General features: G+C 68.6%; 21 protein-coding genes. 3 read left to right on the forward strand and 18 right to left on the reverse strand.

The annotated features are described in order from the left end of the window. From nuoE to paaA, 17 genes are all read right to left on the reverse strand, one after another. Positions 1-858: NADH-quinone oxidoreductase subunit NuoE (gene nuoE / locus ACFQ4H_RS15350; RefSeq protein ID WP_377571546.1), on the reverse strand; the 858-nt coding region annotated here is incomplete at its 3' end. Further along, positions 855-2,180 carry an NADH-quinone oxidoreductase subunit D gene (locus ACFQ4H_RS15355; RefSeq protein ID WP_377571547.1) on the reverse strand — a complete coding sequence of 442 codons (1,326 nt, stop codon included), beginning with the start codon at positions 2,178-2,180 and terminating at the stop codon, positions 855-857. The genes nuoE and ACFQ4H_RS15355, both read right to left, overlap by 4 nt. Beyond that, positions 2,177-2,923, reverse strand: a complete 747-nt coding sequence (locus tag ACFQ4H_RS15360; protein ID WP_377571549.1) for an NADH-quinone oxidoreductase subunit C — start codon at positions 2,921-2,923, stop codon at positions 2,177-2,179. Before ACFQ4H_RS15360 ends, ACFQ4H_RS15355 begins: the two co-directional genes overlap by 4 nt. Then, complete coding sequence (locus ACFQ4H_RS15365; RefSeq protein WP_377571550.1) at positions 2,920-3,594, reverse strand: NuoB/complex I 20 kDa subunit family protein; 675 nt, start codon at positions 3,592-3,594, stop codon at positions 2,920-2,922. The genes ACFQ4H_RS15360 and ACFQ4H_RS15365 overlap by 4 nt, the downstream gene beginning before the upstream one ends. A 9-nt stretch (positions 3,595-3,603) precedes the next feature. Next, positions 3,604-3,969, reverse strand: coding sequence for an NADH-quinone oxidoreductase subunit A (locus ACFQ4H_RS15370; RefSeq protein WP_377571551.1), 366 nt, complete (start codon positions 3,967-3,969; stop codon positions 3,604-3,606). Between the two features lie 111 nt (positions 3,970-4,080). Further along, the gene (locus tag ACFQ4H_RS15375) at positions 4,081-5,358 is read right to left on the reverse strand and encodes a geranylgeranyl reductase family protein (RefSeq protein ID WP_377571553.1); all 1,278 of its coding nucleotides are present in this window, start codon (positions 5,356-5,358) and stop codon (positions 4,081-4,083) included. A 274-nt stretch (positions 5,359-5,632) separates the two neighbouring features. Beyond that, positions 5,633-5,845 (reverse strand): hypothetical protein, encoded by a 213-nt coding sequence (locus ACFQ4H_RS15380; RefSeq protein WP_377571554.1) that lies wholly within the window; start codon positions 5,843-5,845, stop codon positions 5,633-5,635. 102 nt (positions 5,846-5,947) lie between these two features. After that, positions 5,948-6,658, reverse strand: a complete 711-nt coding sequence (locus ACFQ4H_RS15385; RefSeq protein ID WP_377571556.1) for a demethylmenaquinone methyltransferase — start codon at positions 6,656-6,658, stop codon at positions 5,948-5,950. Between the two features lie 43 nt (positions 6,659-6,701). Beyond that, entirely contained in the window at positions 6,702-7,934 is a 1,233-nt protein-coding gene (locus ACFQ4H_RS15390) for a hypothetical protein (protein ID WP_377571557.1), read from the reverse strand. Between the two features lie 227 nt (positions 7,935-8,161). Next, positions 8,162-9,700: a hypothetical protein gene (locus ACFQ4H_RS15395; RefSeq protein WP_377571559.1), complete on the reverse strand. Its 1,539-nt coding sequence runs from the start codon at positions 9,698-9,700 to the stop codon at positions 8,162-8,164. Positions 9,701-9,841: 141 nt separating this feature from the next. Beyond that, entirely contained in the window at positions 9,842-11,044 is a 1,203-nt protein-coding gene (locus tag ACFQ4H_RS15400) for a hypothetical protein (protein ID WP_377571561.1), read from the reverse strand. A gap of 252 nt (positions 11,045-11,296) precedes the next feature. Further along, on the reverse strand, positions 11,297-12,490 hold the full coding sequence (mqnC, locus tag ACFQ4H_RS15405) for a cyclic dehypoxanthinyl futalosine synthase (protein WP_377571562.1): 1,194 nt from the start codon (positions 12,488-12,490) through the stop codon (positions 11,297-11,299). Between the two features lie 201 nt (positions 12,491-12,691). Beyond that, entirely contained in the window at positions 12,692-13,801 is a 1,110-nt protein-coding gene (paaE, locus tag ACFQ4H_RS15410; protein WP_377571564.1) for a 1,2-phenylacetyl-CoA epoxidase subunit PaaE, read from the reverse strand. Then, positions 13,798-14,271 carry a 1,2-phenylacetyl-CoA epoxidase subunit PaaD gene (gene paaD, locus ACFQ4H_RS15415; protein ID WP_377571566.1) on the reverse strand — a complete coding sequence of 158 codons (474 nt, stop codon included), beginning with the start codon at positions 14,269-14,271 and terminating at the stop codon, positions 13,798-13,800. Before paaD ends, paaE begins: the two co-directional genes overlap by 4 nt. 63 nt (positions 14,272-14,334) lie before the next feature. Beyond that, complete coding sequence (gene paaC, locus ACFQ4H_RS15420) at positions 14,335-15,117, reverse strand: 1,2-phenylacetyl-CoA epoxidase subunit PaaC (protein WP_377571567.1); 783 nt, start codon at positions 15,115-15,117, stop codon at positions 14,335-14,337. Next, a complete protein-coding gene (gene paaB, locus ACFQ4H_RS15425; RefSeq protein WP_377571569.1) occupies positions 15,114-15,401 on the reverse strand; it encodes a 1,2-phenylacetyl-CoA epoxidase subunit PaaB in 288 nt (95 codons plus the stop codon). Before paaB ends, paaC begins: the two co-directional genes overlap by 4 nt. Continuing rightward, positions 15,398-16,567, reverse strand: coding sequence for a 1,2-phenylacetyl-CoA epoxidase subunit PaaA (gene paaA, locus ACFQ4H_RS15430; RefSeq protein ID WP_377571571.1), 1,170 nt, complete (start codon positions 16,565-16,567; stop codon positions 15,398-15,400). Before paaA ends, paaB begins: the two co-directional genes overlap by 4 nt. A gap of 463 nt (positions 16,568-17,030) precedes the next feature. On the opposite strand from paaA, the gene ACFQ4H_RS15435 reads away from it, so the two are divergent. Continuing rightward, on the forward strand, positions 17,031-17,999 hold the full coding sequence (locus ACFQ4H_RS15435; protein WP_377571573.1) for a serine hydrolase: 969 nt from the start codon (positions 17,031-17,033) through the stop codon (positions 17,997-17,999). A gap of 38 nt (positions 18,000-18,037) precedes the next feature. Further along, positions 18,038-19,000: a serine hydrolase gene (locus tag ACFQ4H_RS15440; protein WP_377571574.1), complete on the forward strand. Its 963-nt coding sequence runs from the start codon at positions 18,038-18,040 to the stop codon at positions 18,998-19,000. Positions 19,001-19,203: 203 nt separating this feature from the next. Here the strand turns inward: ACFQ4H_RS15440 and ACFQ4H_RS15445 are convergent, their stop codons facing one another. Next, positions 19,204-20,052, reverse strand: coding sequence for a menaquinone biosynthetic enzyme MqnA/MqnD family protein (locus tag ACFQ4H_RS15445; protein WP_377571576.1), 849 nt, complete (start codon positions 20,050-20,052; stop codon positions 19,204-19,206). Between the two features lie 403 nt (positions 20,053-20,455). On the opposite strand from ACFQ4H_RS15445, the gene ACFQ4H_RS15450 reads away from it, so the two are divergent. After that, positions 20,456-22,573, forward strand: coding sequence for a HelD family protein (locus ACFQ4H_RS15450; protein WP_377571704.1), 2,118 nt, complete (start codon positions 20,456-20,458; stop codon positions 22,571-22,573). The last annotated feature ends 38 nt before the right edge of the window (positions 22,574-22,611 follow it).

Below are 22,611 nucleotides of genomic sequence, written 5' to 3' on the forward strand. Positions count from 1 at the left end.
CGCGTCCGCGACCGGGGTCTTCGCGTCCGGCGAGCGGGTCTCCGCCGTACGGATCTGCGGCGACTTGGCGTCCGGGCCCTTGACGTCCGGGGCGGGGGTGCCGGTCGCGGCGGCCGGGCGGGTGGTGGCCGGCGGCGGCACGTCGGCCGCGCCCTTGCCCTTGATCGGGGTGCTCGGGTCGAACCCGGCCACGGAGATTCCGTGCTGGTCGGCGAGGCGCACACCGCGCAACGTCGAGTCACCGGCCGGCCCGTCGGCGACCGCGCCCTCGCGGGTGTCGGCAAAGCCGGCGAGTTGCAGTGCCATCTCCTTCAGCGTGCACAGCCGGGCACCCCGGGTGGGCATCGGCCGACCGCCGGTCTGCAACTCCTTGACCACGCCGAGCGCGGTCTCCGGCTCGACCTTGTCGAAGAAGTCGTAGTTGACCGTCATGACCGGGCCGTAGTCACACGCGGCCAGGCACTCGGCGTGTTCCAGGGTGATGCTGCCGTCGGCGGTGGTCTCTTCGTGCCCGACACCCAGGTACTCGGAGAGGGCGTCGTAGACGTCCTGCCCGCCGAGCGAGTTGCACATGGTGTTGGTGCAGACGCTGACCAGGAAGTCGCCGGTCGGCCGCCGCTTGTACATGGTGTAGAAGGTGGCTACCGCGCCGACCTGGGCCTTGTTGAGCCCGAGCACCTCGGCGCAGAACTCGACCCCGGCGGGCGAGACGTAGCCCTCCTCCGACTGCACCAGGTGCAGCATCGGCAGCAACGCCGACCGCGACCGGTCGGCCGGGTAACGGGCGATGATCTCCTGCGCCCGCTCGCGCGTCTCCTGGCTGAACACAAAACGCTCGCTCTCCGCGCCCACGCTCATCGGTCACACCCGCCCATCACCGGGTCCAGTGAAGCCCCGCCGGCGATCACGTCGGCCAGCAGTGCGCCTTCGGCCATCGCAGGAACCGCCTGCAGGTTGACGAAGCTCGGCTCGCGGTAGTGCACCCGGTACGGACGCGTTCCACCGTCGGAGACCGCGTGCACGCCCAACTCGCCGCGCGGGGCCTCGATGCCGACGTAGACCTGGCCGGGCGGCACCCGGAAACCTTCGGTGACCAGCTTGAAGTGATGGATCAGCGACTCCATCGACTGGCCCATGATCTTGGCGACGTGTTCCAGCGAGTTGCCCATGCCGTCCACGCCGATGGCCAGCTGCGCCGGCCAGGCGATCTTCTTGTCGGACACCATGATCCGGCCGGGCCGGAGCCGGTCGACCGCCTGCCGCACGATCTTCATCGACTCGCGGATCTCCGCCATCCGGACCAGGTAGCGGCCCCACACGTCGGCGGTGTCCGCGGTCGGTACGTCGAACTCGTAGTTCTCGTAGCCGCAGTACGGGTTGGTCTTGCGCAGGTCCCAGGCCAGGCCCGCCGACCGCAGCACCGGGCCGGTGATGCCGAGGGAGAGGCACCCGGTCACGTCCAGCACCGCGACCCCCTGGGTGCGCTGCTTCCAGATGAGCTGCCCGCTGAGCATGTCCTCGTACTCCGCCAGCCGCTTCGGCAGGTAGTCGAGGAACTCGTCGATCTTCTTGATCGCCTCGTCGGGCACGTCCTGGGCGACGCCGCCGGGACGGACGTACGCCATGTTCATCCGCAGCCCGGAGCAGAGCTCGAAGATGTCCAGGACGTACTCGCGCTCCCGGAATCCGTACAGCATCAACGAGATCGCGCCGAGTTCCATACCGGTGGTGGCGATCCAGACCAGGTGCGAGGAGATCCGGTTGAGCTCCATCATCAGCACCCGGATCGTGGTGGCCCGATCAGGGATCTCGTCCGTGATGCCGAGCAGCTTCTCCACTGCCAGCGCGTACGCCGTCTCGTTGAAGATCGGCGCCAGGTAGTCCATCCTGGTGACGAAGGTGGTGCCCTGTACCCAGGTGCGGTATTCGAGGTTCTTCTCGATGCCGGTGTGCAGGTAGCCCACGACCGGCCGGCACTCCCGGACGGTCTCGCCCTCCAGCTCGATCACCAGTCGCAGCACGCCGTGGGTCGACGGGTGCTGCGGACCCATGTTGACGACGATCCGCTCGTCGTTGATCGGGTCGATGTCGGCAACGACGGTCTCCCAGTCACCGCCGGTGACGGTGAAGACCTTGCCTTCGGTGGTCTCTCGTTCCGTCGCGTAGCCAGGGGTGGTCATTGGTAGGACCTCCGTTGGTCTGGAGGGGGAATCTGAGCGCCCTTGTACTCGACCGGAATACCGCCGAGTGGGTAGTCCTTGCGTTGCGGGTGGCCCTCCCAGTCGTCCGGCATGAGGATCCGGGTCAGACCGGGGTGGCCGTCGAAGATGACGCCGAACATGTCGTACGTCTCCCGCTCCTGCCAGTCGGCGGTGGGGTAGACGGACGTGACGCTGGGCACGTGCGGGTCGGCTGCGGTAACCGCGACCTCCAGCCGCACCCATCGCCGGTAGGTCATCGACGTGAGCTGGTAGACCACGTGCAGCCGCCGCTCGTCGGTGCCGAGGTAGTCCACGCCGGACACCGAGCTGCACAGCTCGAAGCGCAGCGACTCGTCGTCGCGCATGATCCGGCAGACCTCGAGGATCTTCTCGCGCCGGATGTGCAGGGTCATCTCACCCCGGTCGATGACGACCTTCTCGATGGCCTCGGCGAACCCGGGGTACGCCTCCTCCAGCGCGTCGCGGACCTCGTCGAAGTAGCCGCCGTACGGTCGTGGGCTGTCCACGACGGGTACCGACCGCCGCTTCAGGCCACCGAAGCCGGAGGTGTCGCCGGTGCCCTGGATGCCGAACATGCCCCGGCCGGCCGGACTGGCCGGCGGGAACTCGGCGGGTGCGCCGCTGGTCGCGCCGACCGGCGGCGCGGCGACGGGTACGCCGCCGCCGGGCTTCTCACTGGGCGCGGGTGAGGGAGAGGTCATTTGTTGCCCCCGAGCTTCAGGTGGTTCTGCGCCTTCATCCAGTTCTCGATGCGCAACTGCTCCTCGCGGCCCTCGCGGACCGCCTCTTCCCACTGAGCACGCCGGACCTTGTCGACCCGGTAGGAGGAGGGCATCGCACCGGGTGCGACGACGGGCACGTCACCGCGCTCGCGGCGGGCCTCGAGCATCTTGCGGCCGTTGGGGCCGAGCGGCTGGGCCATCACCTTCTCGCGCATCTTGAGGATGGCGTCGATGAGCATCTCGGGCCGTGGCGGGCAGCCGGGCAGGTAGATGTCCACCGGCACGATGTGGTCCACGCCCTGCACGATGGCGTAGTTGTTGAACATGCCGCCGGAGGAGGCGCAGACGCCCATCGAGATGACCGAGCGGGGCTCGGGCATCTGGTCGTAGATCTGGCGCACGACCGGGGCCATCTTCTGGCTCACCCGACCGGCGACGATCATCAGGTCGGCCTGACGGGGCGAGGCGCGGAACACCTCCATGCCCCACCGGCCCAGGTCGTAGTGCGGGGTGCCGGCGGCCATCATCTCGATCGCGCAGCAGGCGAGACCGAAGGTCGCACCCCAGAACGACGACTTACGTGCCCAGTTGGAGAGCTTCTCGACCGAGGTGAGCAGGATGCCGCTCGGCAGCTTCTCTTCGATACCCATGACGAAACCTCAGTCCCAGTCCAGCCCGCCACGCCGCCACACATAGGCGTACGCGATGAACACCGTGACGATGAACAGCACCATCTCGACGAACCCGAAGAGGCCGAGCATGTCGAACGACACGGCCCACGGGTAGAGGAAGATGATCTCGATGTCGAAGACGATGAAGAGCATGGCCGTCAGGTAGAACTTGATCGGGAACCGACCGCCGCCGATCGGCATCGGCGACGGCTCGATGCCACACTCGTACGCCGCGAGCTTCGCCCGGTTGGCCCGTTTGGGGCCGACAATGGGCGCAATCGCCACGGAGAAGAGAGCAAAGAGTGCGCCCAGGATCAACAGACCCACGATGGGCACCCACATGGAGAGTGACATCTCCTCCTGCCGTCCTTTCCTGTCCGGCCAACCACCAGTCCAACGTATTCACTTCTTCGCCAACACCCTCGGAAGGGTGCTGCGAATCACACAGAGTGACGGGATGACCACTCAAACACTGGGCGCCACCCTGGTCATCGCGTTGATGATCCGGTCCATCGCGTCACCGCCGCGCGGGTCGGTAAGGTTGGCCAGCAGCTTAAGGACGAACCGCATCAGCAGCGGACGCGGCATGCCGTGCTTGGTGGCGATCCGCATGATCTGCGGATTGCCGATGAGCTTCACGAAGATCCCGCCGAGCCGGTAGTAGCCGCCGTAGCGGGCCTTCAGCTCGGTCGGGTAGTGCGCCAGCGCCCGCTCCCGGTCCATCCCGGCCGGTCGCGCCAGCGCCTGCACCACCACCTCGGCGGCCAACTCGCCGGACTCCATGGCGTAGGCGATGCCCTCCCCGTTGAACGGGTTGACCATGCCGCCGGAGTCGCCGACCAGCAGCACGCCCCGGGTGTAGTGCGGAACCCGGTTGAACCCCATGGGCAGGGCCGCGCCGAGGATCGGACCGTCGGCGTTGGCGCTGTCGTTCAGCCCCCAGTCCGCCGGGGTGTTGTCGAGCCAGTCGGTGAGCAGTCGGCGGTAGTTGGTCTTGCCGAACGCCGACGAGGAGTTGAGCACGCCGAGCCCGACGTTGACCCGGCCGTCGCCCATGCCGAAGATCCAGCCGTAACCCGGCAGCAGCTTGTCGGCACTCTCCCGGCTGCGCAACTCCAGCCACGACTCCAGGTAGTCGTCGTCGTGCCGGGCCGGGGACCGGTAGTAGCGGCGTACCGCCACCCCGATCGGCCGGTCCTCGCGCTTGGCCAGCCCGAGCGCCAACGGGAAGCGGCCGGAGACCCCGTCGGCCGCGATCATCAGCGGCGCATGGAAGGTCGCCGGCTCCTTGCCGGGGCCGACCTCGGCGGTGACGCCGATCGCCCGGCCGTGGCCATCGAGCACCGGGCCGGTGACGTTCACGCCGGTCCGCAGGTCCACGCCGGCCTCGACCGCCCGCTTGGCCAGCATGTCGTCGAAGTCGAGCCGGGTGCGGACCAGTCCGTAGTTGGGGAAGCTGGCCAGCTCGGGCCAGTCGAGTTCGAGGCGTACGCCGCCGCCGATGACCCGCAGTCCCTTGTTGTGCAGCCAGCCGGCCTCGGGCGAAGTGTCGATACCGAGCTTGACGAGTTGCTTGACCGCGCGGGGGGTGAGGCCGTCGCCGCAGACCTTCTCCCGTGGGAACTCGGTCTTCTCCAGCAGGAGGACTCGCAACCCGTGGTGGGCGAGGTGGTAGGCGGTGGTGGAGCCACCCGGCCCAGCACCTACGACGATGACATCCGCGTCGTTCTCGACGGCGGTCATCTGCGCCTCCCTCGACCTCCGAGTGCTCGTGAAATGCTTCACAAGCTTGGTTCGGGAGGAGTCTAAGACCGCGACAAGGCCGGTAACTGGTTAGGTGACCCTAACTACCCGAGGTGGGAGCGTTGGGACGGCACCGGCGGGCGCGGAAGGCGACCGAAGTCACTATCGATCGGGGGAGAAAGCGCCACTTTCGATCGGCGAAAGACGACACGTCCGATCAGAACCAACGGCCGACTCCCGCCGGGATGACAGCCACCGATGCCACGGGTGACAGTCACTCCCGGTCGGGATGGAACGGGAACGCGTCGGGCGACTGGGCGCGCAACGCACCGCCTGCCGCCCGGTCGAGGGCGGCCAGCACGTCGGCGATCACCTGCTGCGCACCGGCCGGGTCCGCTCCGGCCAACTGTCGAAGTTGATCAATCAACTCGGCCGCGTCCGTGCCGGCCGGGTGCGCATCGGCCTCCAGCCGCTCTACCCCGGTCATGCGGGCAGCCTATCCGGGCAAAGCCCTCCAAATGCCCGAAACGGCGAATCTGGAACAACTAGCCCATCAGCCGAACGCCACCAACTTGATGGCCGGGTACAGCTAGTCGCGTACGGCCCGGTGCAGGGCCGCGATGCCGCCGGTCAGGTTGCGCCAGGCCACCCGACTCCAGCCCGACCCGCCGATCCGCTCGGCCAACCCGGCCTGGTCCGGCCAGGACCGGATCGACTCGGCCAGATAGACGTACGCGTCGGGGTTGCTCGACACCGCCCGCGCCACGGTCGGCAGGGACCGCATCAGGTACGACAGGTAGACCGTACGGAACGCCGGGTTGGTGGGGGTGCTGAACTCGCAGACCACCAGCCGCCCGCCGGGCCGGGTCACCCGGGCCATCTCCCGCAACGCGGCCTCGGTGTCCGAAATGTTGCGCAACGCGAAGGAGATGGTCACCGCGTCAAAGGTCTCGTCCGGGAACGGGAGCCGCAGCGCGTCGCCCGCCAACAGGGGCACCTCCGGTCGGGACTGCTTACCGGACCGCAACATGCCCAACGAGAGGTCGGCACCCACCGCGTACGCCCCGGACTCGGCCAACTCCTGAGTGGAGACGCCGGTGCCGGCACCCACGTCGAGCACCCGCTCGCCCGGCAACAGTCGTAGCGCGGCCCGGGTGGCCCGCCGCCATCCCCGGTCCTGCCCGAACGACAGCACGGTGTTGGTCAGGTCATATCTTGCCGCCACACCGTCGAACATCGCGGCGACCTCGTGTGGCTGCTTGTCCAGGCTGGCGCGCTGTCCGCGCGGAGTACGGCTCACCCGTCCCACTCTGCCAGCCTGGACTTGCCGGACCTCGAATGGGTCAGCCGGTCGACGGACCGTCACCGGGGGTCTGCGGTGGCTGTCGACGTCGCCGGGTCGCCAGGACGAGGGCACCCCCGACGAGCACCGAGGCCAACCCGATCCCGCCGAGCAGCCCGGCCGGCGCACCGGTCACCGGCAATCCTCCGCCTGCCCCACCCGGCCGTCCGGTGAACACCGTGAACCGATCCTCGTTGTCGCTACCGTCGAGGTCCACACCCCGAAGACCGGTCACCCCGTCGGGCAACACGGTGCTGGCCGCGACCTCAGGCTTCGACTCGATGTCGATCGGCTCGGCGATCAGCACACCGCCGGCCAGGTACCCGGGGGCCGGAGCGTCGACTGACACCCGCAGCCGGTGCGTGAACCGCACTGCGGAATGGAGGTCGTCACCCGGCTTCTCGTCGTTCTGCACCGGAATCAGCAGCAGCTTCCGATACACGCAGGTCGCGGTACGACCGGCCGGGTCGTACACACAGTCGGACCGGGACTCCGCGAAGGTCACGTGCCGGGGCAGCTCGATCTGCACCTTGAGTCCCCGGGCCGACAACGAGCCGTTGTTGCCGATCTCATACCGCAGTTCCGCGGAGTTCCCCGGCACCACCGCGCCAACCTTCCCCGCCGCACTGGTCGGCACGTCCGACACCCGCGCATACAGGTCGACACCACGACCACCCCGCATCATGATTCGACCGCCTGCCGAATTGTTGGTCGTCACCGGGTCGACACCGGCATGGGAGACGACTGCGGCGAGTTCGCCGATCGAGCCATGGACCCCGGCCCAGAGGAGCGTCCGCGAATACAGTTTGACCGACTGACCGGCCCGTAGATCGGGCACCTTGCACTGATGTCCGATGTCGGCGTTCCGGGGATTCTGCGGGTCCGACCCCGCCCGACGCGTCTGCTGGTCGATCCAGGGCGGCCGGCAGAAGTTGACCGTCCCCGGGTCCACTGTCTCGCTATCCACCCATCCACTGAACTTGACGACAATGCCCCGCGCGGTCGACGGGCCGTGATTGGTCACGGTCGTGGTAATGACCTTGCGCCGGATGGATGGGTTCAGTTGCAGGCCAGTGAGCTGTACGGAGAGGTCGCTGCTGCTGGCAGCGGGCGCGGGTCGGGCCGGCGTGGTCGGGCTGGCTGCATACCCGGGCTGGCTGAATGCGACCTGGCCGGACGCCGCCACGAACAATGCGACACACGTCCGCGCGATGATCGACAGATTCGACTGCATGAATTCGCACTCTAGTTCCACGCGTTCGATGCCGTCCCGCCCCTTTGTCCGCATCGGCAGCACTGTCGAAACCGGTCATCCGCACTGTCGGAACAGGTCCGTTCCCGGGTCTTCGACCGACCTGACCGTCACTTCCGATCGGTAGCCGAGGGCATGCGAACGTGGCCGGAAAACGACAATGGGCGGGATGGTCGACCATCCCGCCCATTGTCATTGGCCGTACGTCCTCAGTCGGTCGACCTCTCGTCGGCCGGGGTGACCAGGACCACCCGCCGACGGCGGGCCATCAGGAACATGACGCCACCGGCGGCCACCACGGCCACCCCGACGCCACCGATCAGACCGGCCTGCACACCGGTGACCGGCAGACCGCCGCCTTCTCCGCCATCCGACAGGGTGATGGAGATCGCAGCGGTGTTGTTCTCCGGCTTGCTCTCCGGCGAAGGCAACCCGTTGCCGACCGCGATGCTGCCGTTCGAGCCGACCGGTGCCGAGACCACCCGGAACCTGAGCGAGAACTTGAACTGCGTGCCGGGCCGGAACTCGCTCTCGAACGAGCACCGCAGCTCCGGTGCCTCGACGAACTCGATCGAGCCGGAAGCCGTACGACATGTCGGGTATTCCCCGGTCGCCGGTCGCAGGGCCAGCGTGCCGCTCGGCGCCTTCACCGTCACGAACGGGCTGCCGGTGGCCGGGCCGTTGTTGTCCATCGTGAACCCGACCTCGACGGTCTCGCCGACCGCCCCCTCCGCCGGGGTGCTGGTGATCGCGAGGTCGATCGAACTGGCGGCGGCGAAGACCGAGAAGGACGCGACGTTGTCCGACGGATCGGACTCCAGCCGCTTCCGGACCTTGGCATCGGCCTTCCGCACGGTGGTGTCGTCCTCGGCGGCCGTCCGGTTCTCAGCTTCCTCGGCCAGGTCGCCGAGTCCGTAGCCAACCACCCGGCCACCGGTCAGCGTCATCGGCCCGGGCGCGTTCGCCGCCACCTTCACCTTGATCGGCTTGGCCAGTTGGAGGACCTCGCCGGGGCGTACCGTGCGGTTCGGCCGGGTGCACACCGCCGTGTTGTTCTCGTCGTCGTAGGTGCAGCCCGTCCGCTTCTCGGCGAAAGTCACCCAGTACGGCAACGCGATCTCGAACCGGATGCCCCTGACCGCGCGGCTGCCCTGGTTGTAGAGCGCCCAGTCCAACTCACCGGTGCCGCCCGGGGCGATCGGCGTCCTGGCGACGGGGTCGGCGTGGACGTCGTAGGCGACCGCGGCCAGGTCGTATCCGGCCGGTGCGGCCTGGACCTGCACCGTCTGGCTGTTGTTGCTGGTGTCCGGGTCGGTCGTCGCCGAGGTCACGGTCACCTTGAAGGAACCGGCGTCACCCTGCTTCTTCGGGGTGGTCGCGAACAGCGCCGGGAAGTCGGTGAGGTTGCCGCCGTCGGCCAGTTCGCCCAGCCCGCAGGTGACCCGGGTCGGCCCGTCAGCGACACAGTCCGGCCCGGCGGGCAGACCGAAGGCCAGCACGTCCTGCTTGATCTTGCTGGCGTCGATGGTGACCCGGATACCCTGCGCCGCGTCCGGGCCGGCGTTGGACAGGCGTACCCGGAACTGCTTGATGGCCGCGTTCTTGACGACCGTGTTCCCGGCGACGAAGAGGTTGAGATCCGCCGAAGCGGTGGGGGTGGCGGACGCCGGGGCAGCCAGGAGACCGAGGGCAACCAGGGCGGTGGCCATCCCACCACCCGCGCCGGCTCGCAGTACGCGATTGTTCATCTGACCCCACAGACATGGAAGCGGTGGTTCTGGGACCGATAGCGATCACAGTCTGGAGCACGAAGTGGGCGGGCGGTCCCCCGCCCGCCCACGACATCTTGCGTTATGTGAACCGGCTACTCAGCCGGAGTGGGGCGACCGTCAGACGGTCGACTTCTCGTCACCTGGGGTCACCAGGACCACCCGCCGACGGCGGGCCATCAGGAACATGACGCCACCGGCGGCCACCACGGCCACCCCGACGCCACCGATCAGGCCGGCCTGCACACCGGTGACCGGCAGACCGCCGCCGCCACCGCCGTTTCCGGCGAGAACGACCGCGAAGTCGTCCACGTTGTCACTGGCGTCGACCTCGTTGGCCTTGACGCTCTCGGCGCTGATCATCTTGACGTTCTTCGGCAGCGGCTTGGCCGCCTTGCGGACCTGCTTCTCCGGGGCCACCTGGCCCAGCGCCTCGACCGTCCACGAACCACCACCGAGGGTCACCGGCTCCTCGGCGTCCTCAGCCACCTGGATCGGCCAGTAGAACGCCGCACCCAGGTCGCCCTCGCTGTCCGGGTCCATCGGCAGCAGCAGGAGGTCCGTGTACGTGCAGGTCGCCGTACGCTTGTCGGCGCTGTACTCACAGGTCTCCTCGGCCTCGGCGAAGGTCACCTGCTTGGGCAGCTGCACCTTGACCTTGAGGCCGGTGGCGGCCACGTCGCCCCAGTTGAAGACCCAGCCGGAGACGACCGTCCGGTCACCGGCGCGAAGCTCGGGCAGCTCGTCGCCTTCGCCGGGGAAGACCGGGCCGTTCTCCCAGTCGATCCGGAACTTGACGTCCGGGACCAGTACGCCGAGGTCGACGCCGCTGGCCTCACCGGCCGTAATCTTGACGGTCTTGGAGTTGTTGCCCTTGTTCGTGTCGTCCGGCGAGTTGATGGTGAACTTCACCGGAGCGCTGTACGGGCTCTTGACTTCGGTCTTGTAGACGAAGACCGGCAATTCCAGGGTCTCACCCGGCCCGGGAATGGTGTCGGGCGACACCTCACACGTGACCTTGAAATCGTCCTGGAAGTCGCAATCCCCGGTGGAGAACGGAAGCGCGATGATCCGCTCAAGGTCGACCTGGGACAGGTCGGCCGTGATGCTCAGCTTGCTCGGGGTGCCTGTCCCCTTGTTGGTGATCTTTGCCCAACCGATCTTGCCGTCCGCCCCGGCGGCAAGCCGCGTACCGACGACGGTGAGTTCGAGATCGGTCTGGGTACCGGCCGCGAGGGCCGGCGCACCGGTCGCGGCGAACACGCCGGACGCCAGCAGAGTAGCGGCGCCAACGCGCGCCAACGCGCGGTTACGGAAATTCATAAAGGAATCCCTTGGGGGTAAAGGGCAAATACCAACGGCACGTTAGCGCCCCGCCCGGCCGCCCGCTACCCCGGTCGGGGACCCCCGCTGAGCTGCGCACCTATGGATCCCTTAAGGAATGTCCGAAATGATCATCCTTGTCGGGGAGCCGGAACACCAACCCCGGCCAAACGTACCCGGCAATTCATCGACTCATCAGACAACCATCGACCGAAAGGACGATGAATCGCTTTACTCGAAGCCGCCGGCGAATTACGTTGCGTCAACCAATGGCAGGGTACGGCCAGCACCCCCACCAGGCAACGCAATCGAGGAGAAGTGTGAGACGACCCGGTCGTCGCGCGGATCGTCAGCGGGAGTACGGTGCACCGCCAGGTGACGGTAGAGGGTGTCCCGCTGCGCCGGAATCCGGCCAGCCGACCGGATCATCCAGATCAGCTCGTGCAGATTGGAGCGGTGCCGGGCACCCGCGGAGGAAATCACGTTCTCCTCCAGCATGATCGAACCAAGGTCATCGACACCCATGTGCAGAGCGAGCTGTCCGACATCCTTACCCGTGGTCAACCAGGACGCCTGTAGGTGCGGCACGGTCTCGAAGAAAAGTCGGGCCACCGCGACCAGCCGGAGATATTCCAAAGTGGTCGCCTGGGTGCGCCCCTTGAGATGGTTGTTCTCCGGCTGGTACGTCCAGGGAATGAACGCCCGGAAACCACCCGTACGGTCCTGCACGTCGCGGATCATCCGCAGATGCTCGATCCGCTCGGCGTTGGTCTCGCCGGTCCCCATCATCATGGTGGCGGTGGACTCGATGCCCTGCCGGTGGGCCAACTCCATCACCTCGCACCACCGCTCGCCCGACTCCTTCAGCGGGGCGATCGCCTTACGGGGACGCGCGGGCAGCATCTCGGCACCCGCCCCCGCGATCGAGTCCAGACCGGCGGCCTTGATCCGGGCGATCGCCTCGTCCAGGCTGACGCCGGAGACCTTGGCCATGTGCAGGATCTCGCTCGGCCCGATCGAGTGGATCGCAAGCTGCGGGTAGGCCGCCTTGACCGAGGAGAACAGCTCCTCGTAGTACTCCACGCCGTAGTCGGGGTGGTGACCCCCCTGCAACATCACCTGGGTCGCCCCGAGGTCGACCGCCTCACCGCACCGGCGCAGGATCTCCTCGGTGGGGTGCGTCCAGCCCTCGCGGTGCTTCGGGGCCCGGAAGAAGGCGCAGAACTTGCAGGCCGTCACGCACACGTTGGTGTAGTTGATGTTGCGATCGATCAGGTACGTGACGATGTTGTCCGGGTACCTCCGACGGCGCACCGCATCGGCCGCCTCACCGAGCGCGTGGAACGGCGCATCGGTGTAGAGCAGCAGCGCCTCCTCGGGCGTGATCCGTCCGCCATCCGCGCCACGCTGCAGGATGCTGTCGATCTCCCGGTTCACCGTCGTCACCCCCTGAGCCTACGTCGCCCGGCTGCGGCCGTGCGGTCGGCGGTCACGCCGCTGCGGTCCGGCCCACACCGCCCCGGGGACGGACCGTGGCCCGGAGGTCCCGGCTCAGTCGGGCCGGCGCGGGAGCCGGACCGTCCGGTGCCGTAATCGCGGACCGTCCCGCGTCGTAGCCCGGACCGTCAGGCGTCGTAGCCCGGACCGTCAGGCGTCGTAGTCGATGGTGAGTTGATCGGTGACCGGGCTGGACTGGCAGGTCAGGACATAGCCGGCGGCCAGTTCGTCCGGTTCCAGCGCGTAGTTGCGGGCCATGGTCACCTCGCCGGAGACCACCCGGGCCCGGCAGGTCGAACAGACTCCGCCCTTGCAGGCGTACGGCAGCTCACCGCGTACCTTCAGGGCCGCGTCGAGCACCCGCTCGTCCCGGCCCATCCGGAAGGTCGACTCCCGCCCGTCCAGCATGATCGTCACTTCGCTGCCCGCCGTCGTGTCAGCCGGCCGCTCGGGCGGTGCGGGCGGCTCGTCGACGTGGAACAACTCCGTGTGTACGGCTGCCGCCGGCAGTCCGCGTTCGGCCAGCACCGCCTTGGCGTCGGTGACCATCCCGTACGGCCCGCAGAGGAACCACTCGTCGATCCGTTGCACCGGCACGATCGTGTCCAGCAGCCGGTTCAGCCGATCGGCGTCGATGCGGCCAGAGAGCAGGGGCGACTCGCCCGGCTCCCGGGACAGCACATGGACCAGGTGCAGCCGGTCCGGGTAGCGGTCCTTCAGATCGGCCAGTTCCTCGACGAACATCACGCTGCGGGCGTACCGGTTGCCGTACACCAGGGTGAAGGTGCTGGTCGGCTCGACGGACAGCGCGGTGGCGACCAGCGCGAGCACCGGGGTGATGCCCGACCCGGCGGCTACCGCGCCGTAGTGCCGCACCCGGGCCGGGTCGAAGTCGGTGGTGAAGTGGCCCAGGGGTGGCATCACCTCGACGGTGTCTCCGGGCCGGAGGGCGGACCCGGCGAAGGCGGAGAAGGCACCGCCGGGGATCGCCCGGACCCCGATCCGCAGCCGGCCGTGCTCGGCCAACTCGGCGGGGGTGGAACAGATCGAGTACGACCGGCGCACCTCCTCGCCGCCGGCCTCGTCCACCCGACGTACGGTCAGGTGCTGACCGGCCTGGAACGCGTACCGGGGTCGCAGGTCGGCCGGCACCTCAAAGGTGATCGCGACCGCGTCGTCGGTGAGCCGGTCGACCGCGGCCACCGGCATCGGATGGAAGACCGGCCGGCGGCGGACCGGCCGGGTAATGATCACGCTCACAGTGCCTTCAAGTGGTCGAAGGGTTCCCGACAGGCGCGGCAGCGCCACAGTGCCTTGCAGGTGGTGGACCCGAAGCGGCTGACCTGCTCGGTCTCGGCCGACCCGCAACGCGGGCAGGCCACGGTCAGGGTCAGCCGGACCGGACCGTCCCGACGAACCGGTCCGGGCGGGGCGATGCCGGCGGCGGCGAGCTTCGCCCGCCCCGACTCGGAGATCCAGTCGGTGCTCCAGGCCGGCGCCAGGACGGTCACCACGTCGGTGTCGGGATGCCCGGCGACACTGAGCGCGTGCCGGATGTCGGCCCGGATCACGTCCATCGCGGGACAGCCCGTGTAGGTCGGGGTGATGGTGACGGTGACCCGGCCGGTGTCCGGGTCCTCGGCGACGTCCCGCAGGATGCCCAACTCGTCGATGGTGACCACCCGGATCTCCGGGTCCACCACCGCCGCGACCACCGCCCGCAGGCTCATCGGACGGCCCACCCGGTCACGTCACCCGACTTCATGTTCACGATCGTGCCCCTGGCTTCCCGTTCACCATCGCGCACCCGGGTGGGCCCGGTGCAGAACCTGCATCTCGGCCAGTAGGTAGGAAAGGTGTTCGGTGTGCAGTCCGGCACGGCCACCGACCGGAGCCCAGGCGTCGGCCGGCCGGTCCAGCGTCGCCTGTGCCAGGACCGGCTCCACGAGACCCAGCCAGGCCTCCCGCAGCGTGTCGGGGGCCGCGACGACACCGGCCTCGTCGAGCCGCCGGGTCGGTTCATCGGCCTGGAAGAGCTCATGGGTGTACGGCCAGAGCTGGTCCACGGCAGCCTGCATCCGCCGGTGGGACTCGGCGGTGCCGTCACCCAACCGGAGCGTCCACAGCTGGGCGTGGTCCAGGTGGTAGGCCACCTCCTTGCGGGCCTTCGCGGCGATGCTCGCCAGCCGGCCGTCGGTCGAGGCGACCAGCCGGTCGTAGAGCAGCCGCTGGTAGGCCGACAGGAACAGCAGCTTGGCCATGGTGACCGCGAAGTCACCGTTGGGCAGTTCGACCAGCAGGCAGTTGCGGAACTCCCGGTCGTCGCGCAGGTACGCCAGGGTGTCCTCGGTCACCTCGCCGTCGACGGCTCCCGCCGGCCGCTGGCCGGACCCGGTCATCAGCTCCCCGGCGTACGACAGCAGCAACCGGGCCGCCCCGAGCTGGTCGAGGGCGATGTTGGCGAGCGCGATGTCTTCTTCCATCTCCGGAGCGGCGGCCACCCACTCGCCCAGCCGCTGGGCGGCGACCAGTGCGTCGTCGCCGGTCCGGAGCAGGAACTCGGTCAGTTCGTTCACAGGTGGGCCGCCCCGTCGGGGACCTCGTAGAAGGTCGGGTGGCGATAGACCTTGTCCGCAGCCGGGTCGAAGAAGGCGTCCTTCTCGTCCGGGCTGGATGCGGTGATCTGGCTGGCCGGCACCACCCAGATCGACACCCCCTCCTGTCGGCGGGTGTAGAGGTCCCGGGCGTTACGCAGCGCCAGCGCCGCGTCCGGGGCGTGCAGGCTGCCGACATGGCTGTGCGCCAGCCCACGCCGGGGCCGGACGAAGACCTCCCACAGCTGGGACACCTGCTCACTCACGCTGCCACCTCTGTTCGGTCCGCCGCTGTCCGTTTGGCGGCGTACGCGGCGGCGGCCTCACGCACCCACGCACCCTCGCTGTGTGCCCGGCGGCGGTTCTCCATCCGCTGCCGGTTGCACGGCCCGTCACCGGAGATCACCCGCATCAGCTCGGCGTAGTCCGGCGGGGTGAAGTCGTACGCCTGGCGCTGCTCGTTCCACCGCAGGTGCGGGTCGGGCAGTTGCAGCCCCAGCACCTCGACCTGCTGTACGCACATGTCGACGAATCGCTGGCGCAACTCGTCGTTGGAGAATCGCTTGATCTTCCAGGCCATGGACCGCTCGGAGTTGGTCGAGTCGGTGTCCGGCGGGCCGAACATCGCCAGTGACGGGTACCACCAGCGGTCGAGCGCGTCCTGCGCCATGGCCCGTTGGGCGGGGGTGCCGTGGGCCAGGACGTGCAGGATCTCGTACCCCTGCCGCTGGTGGAACGACTCCTCCTTGCAGATCCGGATCATGGCGCGGGCGTACGGGCCGTACGAGCACCGGCACAGCGGCACCTGGTTGACGATCGCCGCCCCGTCCACCAGCCAGCCGATGGCTCCCACGTCCGCCCAGCTGAGGGTGGGGTAGTTGAAGATCGAGCTGTACTTCTGCCGGCCTTCGAGCAGCAGGTCGACCAGTTCCTCCCGGGTCACCCCGAGGGTCTCCGCCGCGGCATAGAGATACAGGCCATGGCCGGCCTCGTCCTGGACCTTGGCCAGGAGGATGGCCTTGCGTTTGAGCGATGGCGCCCGGCTGATCCAGTTGCCCTCCGGCTGCATGCCGATGATCTCCGAATGGGCATGCTGGGCGATCTGCCTGATCAACGTCTTCCGGTACGGATCCGGCATCCAGTCCCGGGGCTCGATCTTCTGGTCCGCCTCGATCACGGCATCGAAGTACGCCTGGAGTTCCGCGACCGTCGGCTGCGGGCCGACCGTCCCGGGCCGCCCGTCGAACCCGGCCGCCCCGGGCTCGGCCCTGGCACCTACCGACCCGACACCCGCCGGCCCGCGTGCCCCGGAGGGCACACCACGCAGCTCACGCACAGCGGCGGCCCGGAGGTCCGCCTCCGCCGCCTCCACCTGATCGATCAGGCTCTTGTCCGACCGGTCGTCGGGACCGGGGAAGTCGTTGCCGTACACCGGACAAGTGTTACAGCTCGCATGGCACGAAACCAAGATGTGTCACACGAAAGTCCGGATCGATCGACTTCTTCGGCAACTCGCCAACCGTCACGAAATATTCCTTAATGGACAAATGATGCTCGTCACATTCGAGTCGCCAAGTCGAACGCTGGCCCCATAACGGCGCAAATCGTCCTCCTTCATAAGAACTTGGCGCTTCACGCTCTGGCGTGTCGCAGTTCCGCGCGTAAACTTCGACGAAATCGCACCCACCGCTGCAACCGCGGACCGACGATCAAACGTCTTGTGGGCATGCCACTCCCCCGGCCATCCCACACTGTGACCGCCTCACGGCCCACACGGAATTCCGTCGTGGGAGGTCGACGCACGGCCCGCATCGCCTGAGACGAAATCGGAGCAAGGCCGCCACACATCCCGATCCCCCCGCCGTTTCGACCCTGATCCTGGAGTTGCTCCGACCATGCGCCCCCGCGTGATGCTCGCGTTCGCAATCGCAGCAATCGTCCTCGGCAGTGCCATGTTGATCCCTGCCGCATACGCCCAGCTGAACAGCGGTGACGATGCCGAAAAGAACGCCGTCCAGGCCGCCGCCGAGGAGGCCACCACCAAGGCGCTCTCCGCGCCCGGCCCCCCGACCCTCGCCCCCGCCAAGGTCTCGGTGGAATGGGAGAGCGGCTTCCTTTCCTGGGCACTACTCGAACGGAAGTCCGGCCAGATCTCCGGATCCAGGAACATCACCGCCACCAACTCGACCGAGTCGATGATCAAGGTGTGGTTCGTTTCCGATGTACTACGCCAATCGGGTGACAGCGGGCCGTCCGAGGAGACGTTGAAACAGGCCAGCACCGCGATCCGGGACAGCAACGACGACGCGACCAACGCCCTCTACAGACGCGCTGGCGGCACGAAGAGCATCGCCCGCATGATCAGGATGTGCGGACTGACCGAGACGAAGGCGGTCATCCCGCCGGGAGCGAGCTCCGTCTGGTGGAGCTACACTTCGATCTCCGCTCGGGACGCCGTACGGCTGGGCGAATGTGTCGGGAACGGCACGGCGGCCGGGCCGAAGTGGACCGAGTGGGTCCTGGACGAGATGAGCAAGGTGCGCGGCACCACCGCGAAGAAGGACCAGAAGGCCCGACAGGGTGGCGGACGTTGGGGCATCATCGACGGCCTGCCGAACGAGATCAAATCGGAGACCCGGGTCAGCATCAAGAACGGCTGGACCCCGATCAACGCCGACGGGATGTGGCACATCAACTGTCTCGCCGTCACCGACGACTGGGTACTGGCCGTACTCATGCGTTATCCCATCGGACGCGGCCTCGATCACGGTGCCCAGGTCTGCGCCAGCGTGACCAGGCAGTTGGTGACCGCCCAACCGGGAGCCGGCCTGAAGGTCCCCCTACCTGTTGAGAAGAGTTCATGACGGGCAAGACTCGAAGGCGCAGACGGCACACTGGCGACATGACGCCGTTTCGGATCGCCAGCGTCGTTGGCGTACTGCTTGTCTTCGCGCTGACCGCGCTCCGGCTGTTGCCGGGCTCACCGTTCGCGGCCAGTGCCGCAGCAAGGTGGGGCGAACCGAGTCAGACCACCGACCGGGACGCCTCCCAGGCCCCCAGTCGCGGCAACCGGCCAGCTCCCACCCCCACCCCGTCGCCGACCCTGCCACCACTGGCGGTGCAGCCGAGGCCGGTCAAGATCGACGCTGTCGGCTGGTACTCCTGGGCCATGATGGACACCCGCACCGGCAAGATCGTCGGGTCGCCCAACATGGCCGAGACCAACACCACCGCATCCTTGATCAAGGCATGGATCGGAGCGGACTACCTCCGCCGGGCGGCCGAGCAGAACACGAAGCCCAGCCAGTCCCGGATGCGTCAGGTCAGCATCATGATCCGGGACAGTGACAACGCATCAGCCTCGGCCCTCTGGACCCAGGTCGGTGGGTCGGCGACGGTCAAGCGAATGATCAGCATCTGCAAGCTGACCGACAGCAGTACGCACCAGAACAACTGGAGCATCACCCGCCTCTCCCCGAGGGACATCACCCGACTGGGTGCCTGCATAGCCGACGGGCGGGCCGCCGGCCCCACCTGGACCGACTGGCTACTGAACGAGATGCGTGAGGTCCGGGGGGTGGGCGACTTCGGGATCCGCAAGGCCTTCCCCGCCGCAGAACGCGAGCAGATCGCGATCAAGAACGGTTGGGTCACCCGCGACGCCGAGGGGACCTGGCACGTCAACTGCCTGGCCATGGGGGACGGCTGGACCATGGGCGTGATGACGCGCTACCCGGCCAGCAAGGGCTACTCGTACGGCGCCAAGATCTGCCAGAACGTGGCGCAGCAGCTGCGCACCCCCGCCGCGACCGCCGGTACCGACACCACGTCGACCGAACCGTCGGCCGCGCCGGTCAGCTACTGACCGACCGGCCACCACCCAACCGACCAACCACAGCCCAAGCCATCTCTGCGGCTCAGGACCTCTCTGCTGCTCAGACGGATACGGCTCGGGCGGATCTGCGGCTCAGGACCTCTCAGCTACTCAGACGGATACGGCTCGGGCGGATCTGCGGCTCGGGCGGATCTGCGGCTCGGGCGGATCTGCGGCTCGGGCGGATCTGCGGCTCAGACGGAGAAGAACGTGGGCCCGCCCTCGGGCAGTGCCGGGACGGCACCCCGCAGGGCGGCCCGACGAGCGAACTCCCGCAGACCGGCCACCTGCCGCTCACCGAGCGAGAAGTCCAACACCCGGAAGTACGACGCCAGCGTCGCCGCGTCGAACGGCTCCCACCGGGCGGCGGCCTCGGCCACCTCGTCCAACTCGGCCAGGCACAGGTCACGGGAACGCAGGAAGGCTTCGTGCACCTCCTTGACCAGACCCGGGTGGTTGGCGGCGAAGTCTCGCCGTACCGCCCAGACGGCGAAGACCATCGGTAGGCCGGTCCACTCGCGCCAGGCCTGCCCGAGGTCGGTCACGGTCAGCCCACGGCCGGGTGCCTCGTAGAGCGCCCGCAGCGCGACATCGCCGATCAGCACCCCGGCGTCCGCCTCCAGCAGCATCTGCGTCAGGTCGGGCGGGCAGGTGAAGTACTCCGGGTCCGCGCCGTACCGCTCGGCCAACAGCATCTGGGCCAGCAGCACCCCGGTACGGGAGGTGGAGCCGAGCGCCACCTTGGCACCGGTGAGGTCCGGCAGCGGTCGGGTGGAGACGACGTTGACCGACAGCACCGGCCCGTCGCTGCCCACCGCCAGATCGGGCAGGAGCAGCAGTTCATCGGCATGCCGCAGATATTCGACATGCGAGATCGGCCCGATGTCCAGATTCCCGGCGACCAGATCGGCGCTGAGCCGTTCCGGTGTGTCCTTGTGGAGGTCGACGTCGATCAGGGCGCCGGAGCGCATCAGGCCCCAGTAGATCGGCAGACAGTTCAGAAACTGGATGTGCCCTACCCTGGGTCGCCGGGAGTCGCTCATGACCCGACCGTATCCGGTCCATCCGGACACCGCTCAGGCAGCCGGTCGGACAGTGGCGTACTCCGCATCCACCGCGCGCTCGCCGTCGGCAGTCAGGTCGCCGGCAGTCGGGCCGGCCGATGATCAGGTCACCGGCAGTCGGGCCGGCCGGTAATCAGGTCGCCCGCAGCAGCGGCGAGGCGTAGGATCGTACGCTCGCGCGAGGCGCGCATCTTCCCGTATTGGGCACAGCCGGCACCGGGTCGACGGAGCAGCCGGGCGGCCCAGGTCAAGCGATCACAAACAAACGCACCGGAAGGTCTGTCGCATGACCCTGTCCGCCGCCCATCAGTCTCCCGTGCCCGCCGGCCCAGCCACCGGGTCGATCGATCGTCCTGCCGCCGTCGACAGCGCCGCCGCCCCCATGGAGGACGACCTCGACCGGCAACTCGCCGCTGAACGGGCCCACCTGGACCTCTCCAGAGCCGCCCTGCACCGTATGCGGGAACGCGCCGAGGCGCTGTTCAGCAGTGGGGACCAGGTCGCCGGCGATCCGTACGCAGCGGAGATGCTCGGTCGTACCCTGTCCCGACGGGTCGCCGAGTTGGCCGACGACCCGAGCACCCCACTCTTCTTCGGCAAGCTCGACTTCGGCACCGCAGACGATGGCGGCACCACGCAAGGGCAGGATCCGCGTGATCAGGGGCCTGACGGCTCGACACGCCGCAGCGACACGGACGTACTCCCTGATCACCGGGATCATGCGGGGCGGACTTACCACATCGGGCGGCGGCACATCACCGACGAGGTGGGCGAGCCGCTGGTGCTGGACTGGCGGGCCCCGGTCTCCCGGTCGTTCTACCGGGCCAGTGTGCGCGACCCGCAGGGCGTGGCGACCCGCCGCCGGTTCGGCTTCGGCGCGGGCGTACTGACCAGCTTCGAGGACGAGCACCTGGATCGGGGCGAGGAGTTGGGCACCGCCTCCCGCATCCTCACCGCCGAAATCGAACGCCCGCGCGTCGGGCCGATGCGCGACATCGTCGCCACCATCCAGCCCGAGCAGGACGAACTCGTCCGCGCCGACCTGGCCGACTCGATCTGTGTGCAGGGTGCCCCGGGCACCGGGAAGACCGCCGTCGGCCTGCACCGGGCCGCGTACCTGCTCTATCTGCACCGGGACCGGCTGCGCCGCTCCGGCGTACTCGTCGTCGGACCGAACCGGGCGTTCCTGTCGTACATCTCGGCGGTGTTGCCCGCGCTCGGCGAGGTGGAGGTCGCCCAGGCGACCGTGGAGGACCTGGTCGCGCGGCTCCCGGTCCGTGCCACCGACGACCCGGCCGCCGCCGTGGTCAAGCACGACGCCCGGATGGCCGAGGTGCTCCGCCGGGCCCTGCACGGGTACGTCCGCAAGCCCGAGGAACCGATCGTCGTCTCCGACGGTTCCTACCGTTGGCGGATCGGGGCGGACGTGCTGCGTCGGCTGGTCGACGAGGCCCGCCGGGAGGGACTGCCCTACGGCACCGGCCGGGAACGGGTCCGGGCCCGGGTGGTGGGCCTGCTGCAACGGCAGTCCGAAGCCCGACGGGGTGACTCGCCCAGCGACGCGTGGCTGCGCAGGATGGGCAAGGCGAAGCCGGTCACCGACTTCCTGGACGCGGTCTGGCCGGCGGTCACCCCGGACGGGCTACTGTTCACGCTCTTCTCCGACGCCTCGGCGCTGGCCGCTGCCGCAGGTGACCTGCTCACCGCCGAGGAGCAGGCGCTGCTGGTCTGGGCAAAGCCGCCCCGTACGGCGAAGGCCGCGAAGTGGACCAGCGCCGACGCGGTCCTCATCGACGAGGCGGCCGGGCTGATCGAGCGTACGGCCAGCTTCGGGCACGTCGTGGTGGACGAGGCGCAGGACCTGTCACCGATGCAGTGCCGGGCGGTGGCCCGGCGCAGCGAGCACGGCTCGATCACCCTGCTCGGCGACCTGGCCCAGGGCACCGCCCCGTGGGCCGCCACCGACTGGCGGGTGTCCCTGGCCCACCTCGGCAAGCCGGACGCCGCCGTGGTCCCGTTGACCGTCGGTTTCCGGGTACCGGCCGCAGTCGTGGCGTTCGCCAACCGGCTGCTGCCGGCGCTGGCGGTGGACGTACCGCCGGCCGAGTCGCTGCGCCGCGACGGGGCGCTCGACATCCGTACCGTGGCCGAGGCTTCCGGGGTGGACGATGCGACGGTGGCCGAGGTACGGGCGGCGCTGGCGTACGACGGTTCGGTCGCGGTGATCGCTGCCGACGCCGCAGTCGAGCGGCTGCGGTCGGTGTTGGTCGATGCCGGAGTCGAGGTCGCCAGCGCCGAGGACGTCGAGTCCACCGCACGGGTCACCGTCGTGCCGGCCACCCTGGTCAAGGGCCTGGAGTACGACCACGTCATCGTCGTCGAACCGGCGCAGATCGTGGTCGCCGAGCCGCGTGGCCTGCACCGTCTCTACGTGGTGCTCACCCGGGCCGTCTCCCGACTGGCCGTCGTACACGCCGAACCTCTCCCCACCCCACTCTGAGGTGCAGGGAAGGGCCCCTTCTCATCGCTTCCGGCCTT

Origin of the sequence: Micromonospora sonneratiae (assembly GCF_042679305.1) — a bacterium.
Lineage (GTDB): Bacteria > Actinomycetota > Actinomycetes > Mycobacteriales > Micromonosporaceae > Micromonospora_H > Micromonospora_H sonneratiae.

Bases quoted from the DNA above. Each gene is read 5' to 3' on its own strand.
- ACFQ4H_RS15355 (WP_377571547.1), bottom strand. From the start codon at position 2,180: ATGACCACCCCTGGCTACGCGACGGAACGAGAGACCACCGAAGGCAAG.
- ACFQ4H_RS15360 (WP_377571549.1), bottom strand. From the start codon at position 2,923: ATGACCTCTCCCTCACCCGCGCCCAGTGAGAAGCCCGGCGGCGGCGTA.
- ACFQ4H_RS15365 (WP_377571550.1), bottom strand. From the start codon at position 3,594: ATGGGTATCGAAGAGAAGCTGCCGAGCGGCATCCTGCTCACCTCGGTC.
- ACFQ4H_RS15370 (WP_377571551.1), bottom strand. From the start codon at position 3,969: ATGTCACTCTCCATGTGGGTGCCCATCGTGGGTCTGTTGATCCTGGGC.
- ACFQ4H_RS15375 (WP_377571553.1), bottom strand. From the start codon at position 5,358: ATGACCGCCGTCGAGAACGACGCGGATGTCATCGTCGTAGGTGCTGGG.
- ACFQ4H_RS15380 (WP_377571554.1), bottom strand. From the start codon at position 5,845: ATGACCGGGGTAGAGCGGCTGGAGGCCGATGCGCACCCGGCCGGCACG.
- ACFQ4H_RS15390 (WP_377571557.1), bottom strand. From the start codon at position 7,934: ATGCAGTCGAATCTGTCGATCATCGCGCGGACGTGTGTCGCATTGTTC.
- ACFQ4H_RS15395 (WP_377571559.1), bottom strand. From the start codon at position 9,700: ATGAACAATCGCGTACTGCGAGCCGGCGCGGGTGGTGGGATGGCCACC.
- ACFQ4H_RS15400 (WP_377571561.1), bottom strand. From the start codon at position 11,044: ATGAATTTCCGTAACCGCGCGTTGGCGCGCGTTGGCGCCGCTACTCTG.
- paaD (WP_377571566.1), bottom strand. From the start codon at position 14,271: ATGAGCCTGCGGGCGGTGGTCGCGGCGGTGGTGGACCCGGAGATCCGG.
- ACFQ4H_RS15435 (WP_377571573.1), top strand. From the start codon at position 17,031: ATGCGCCCCCGCGTGATGCTCGCGTTCGCAATCGCAGCAATCGTCCTC.
- ACFQ4H_RS15440 (WP_377571574.1), top strand. From the start codon at position 18,038: ATGACGCCGTTTCGGATCGCCAGCGTCGTTGGCGTACTGCTTGTCTTC.
- ACFQ4H_RS15445 (WP_377571576.1), bottom strand. From the start codon at position 20,052: ATGAGCGACTCCCGGCGACCCAGGGTAGGGCACATCCAGTTTCTGAAC.
- ACFQ4H_RS15450 (WP_377571704.1), top strand. From the start codon at position 20,456: ATGGAGGACGACCTCGACCGGCAACTCGCCGCTGAACGGGCCCACCTG.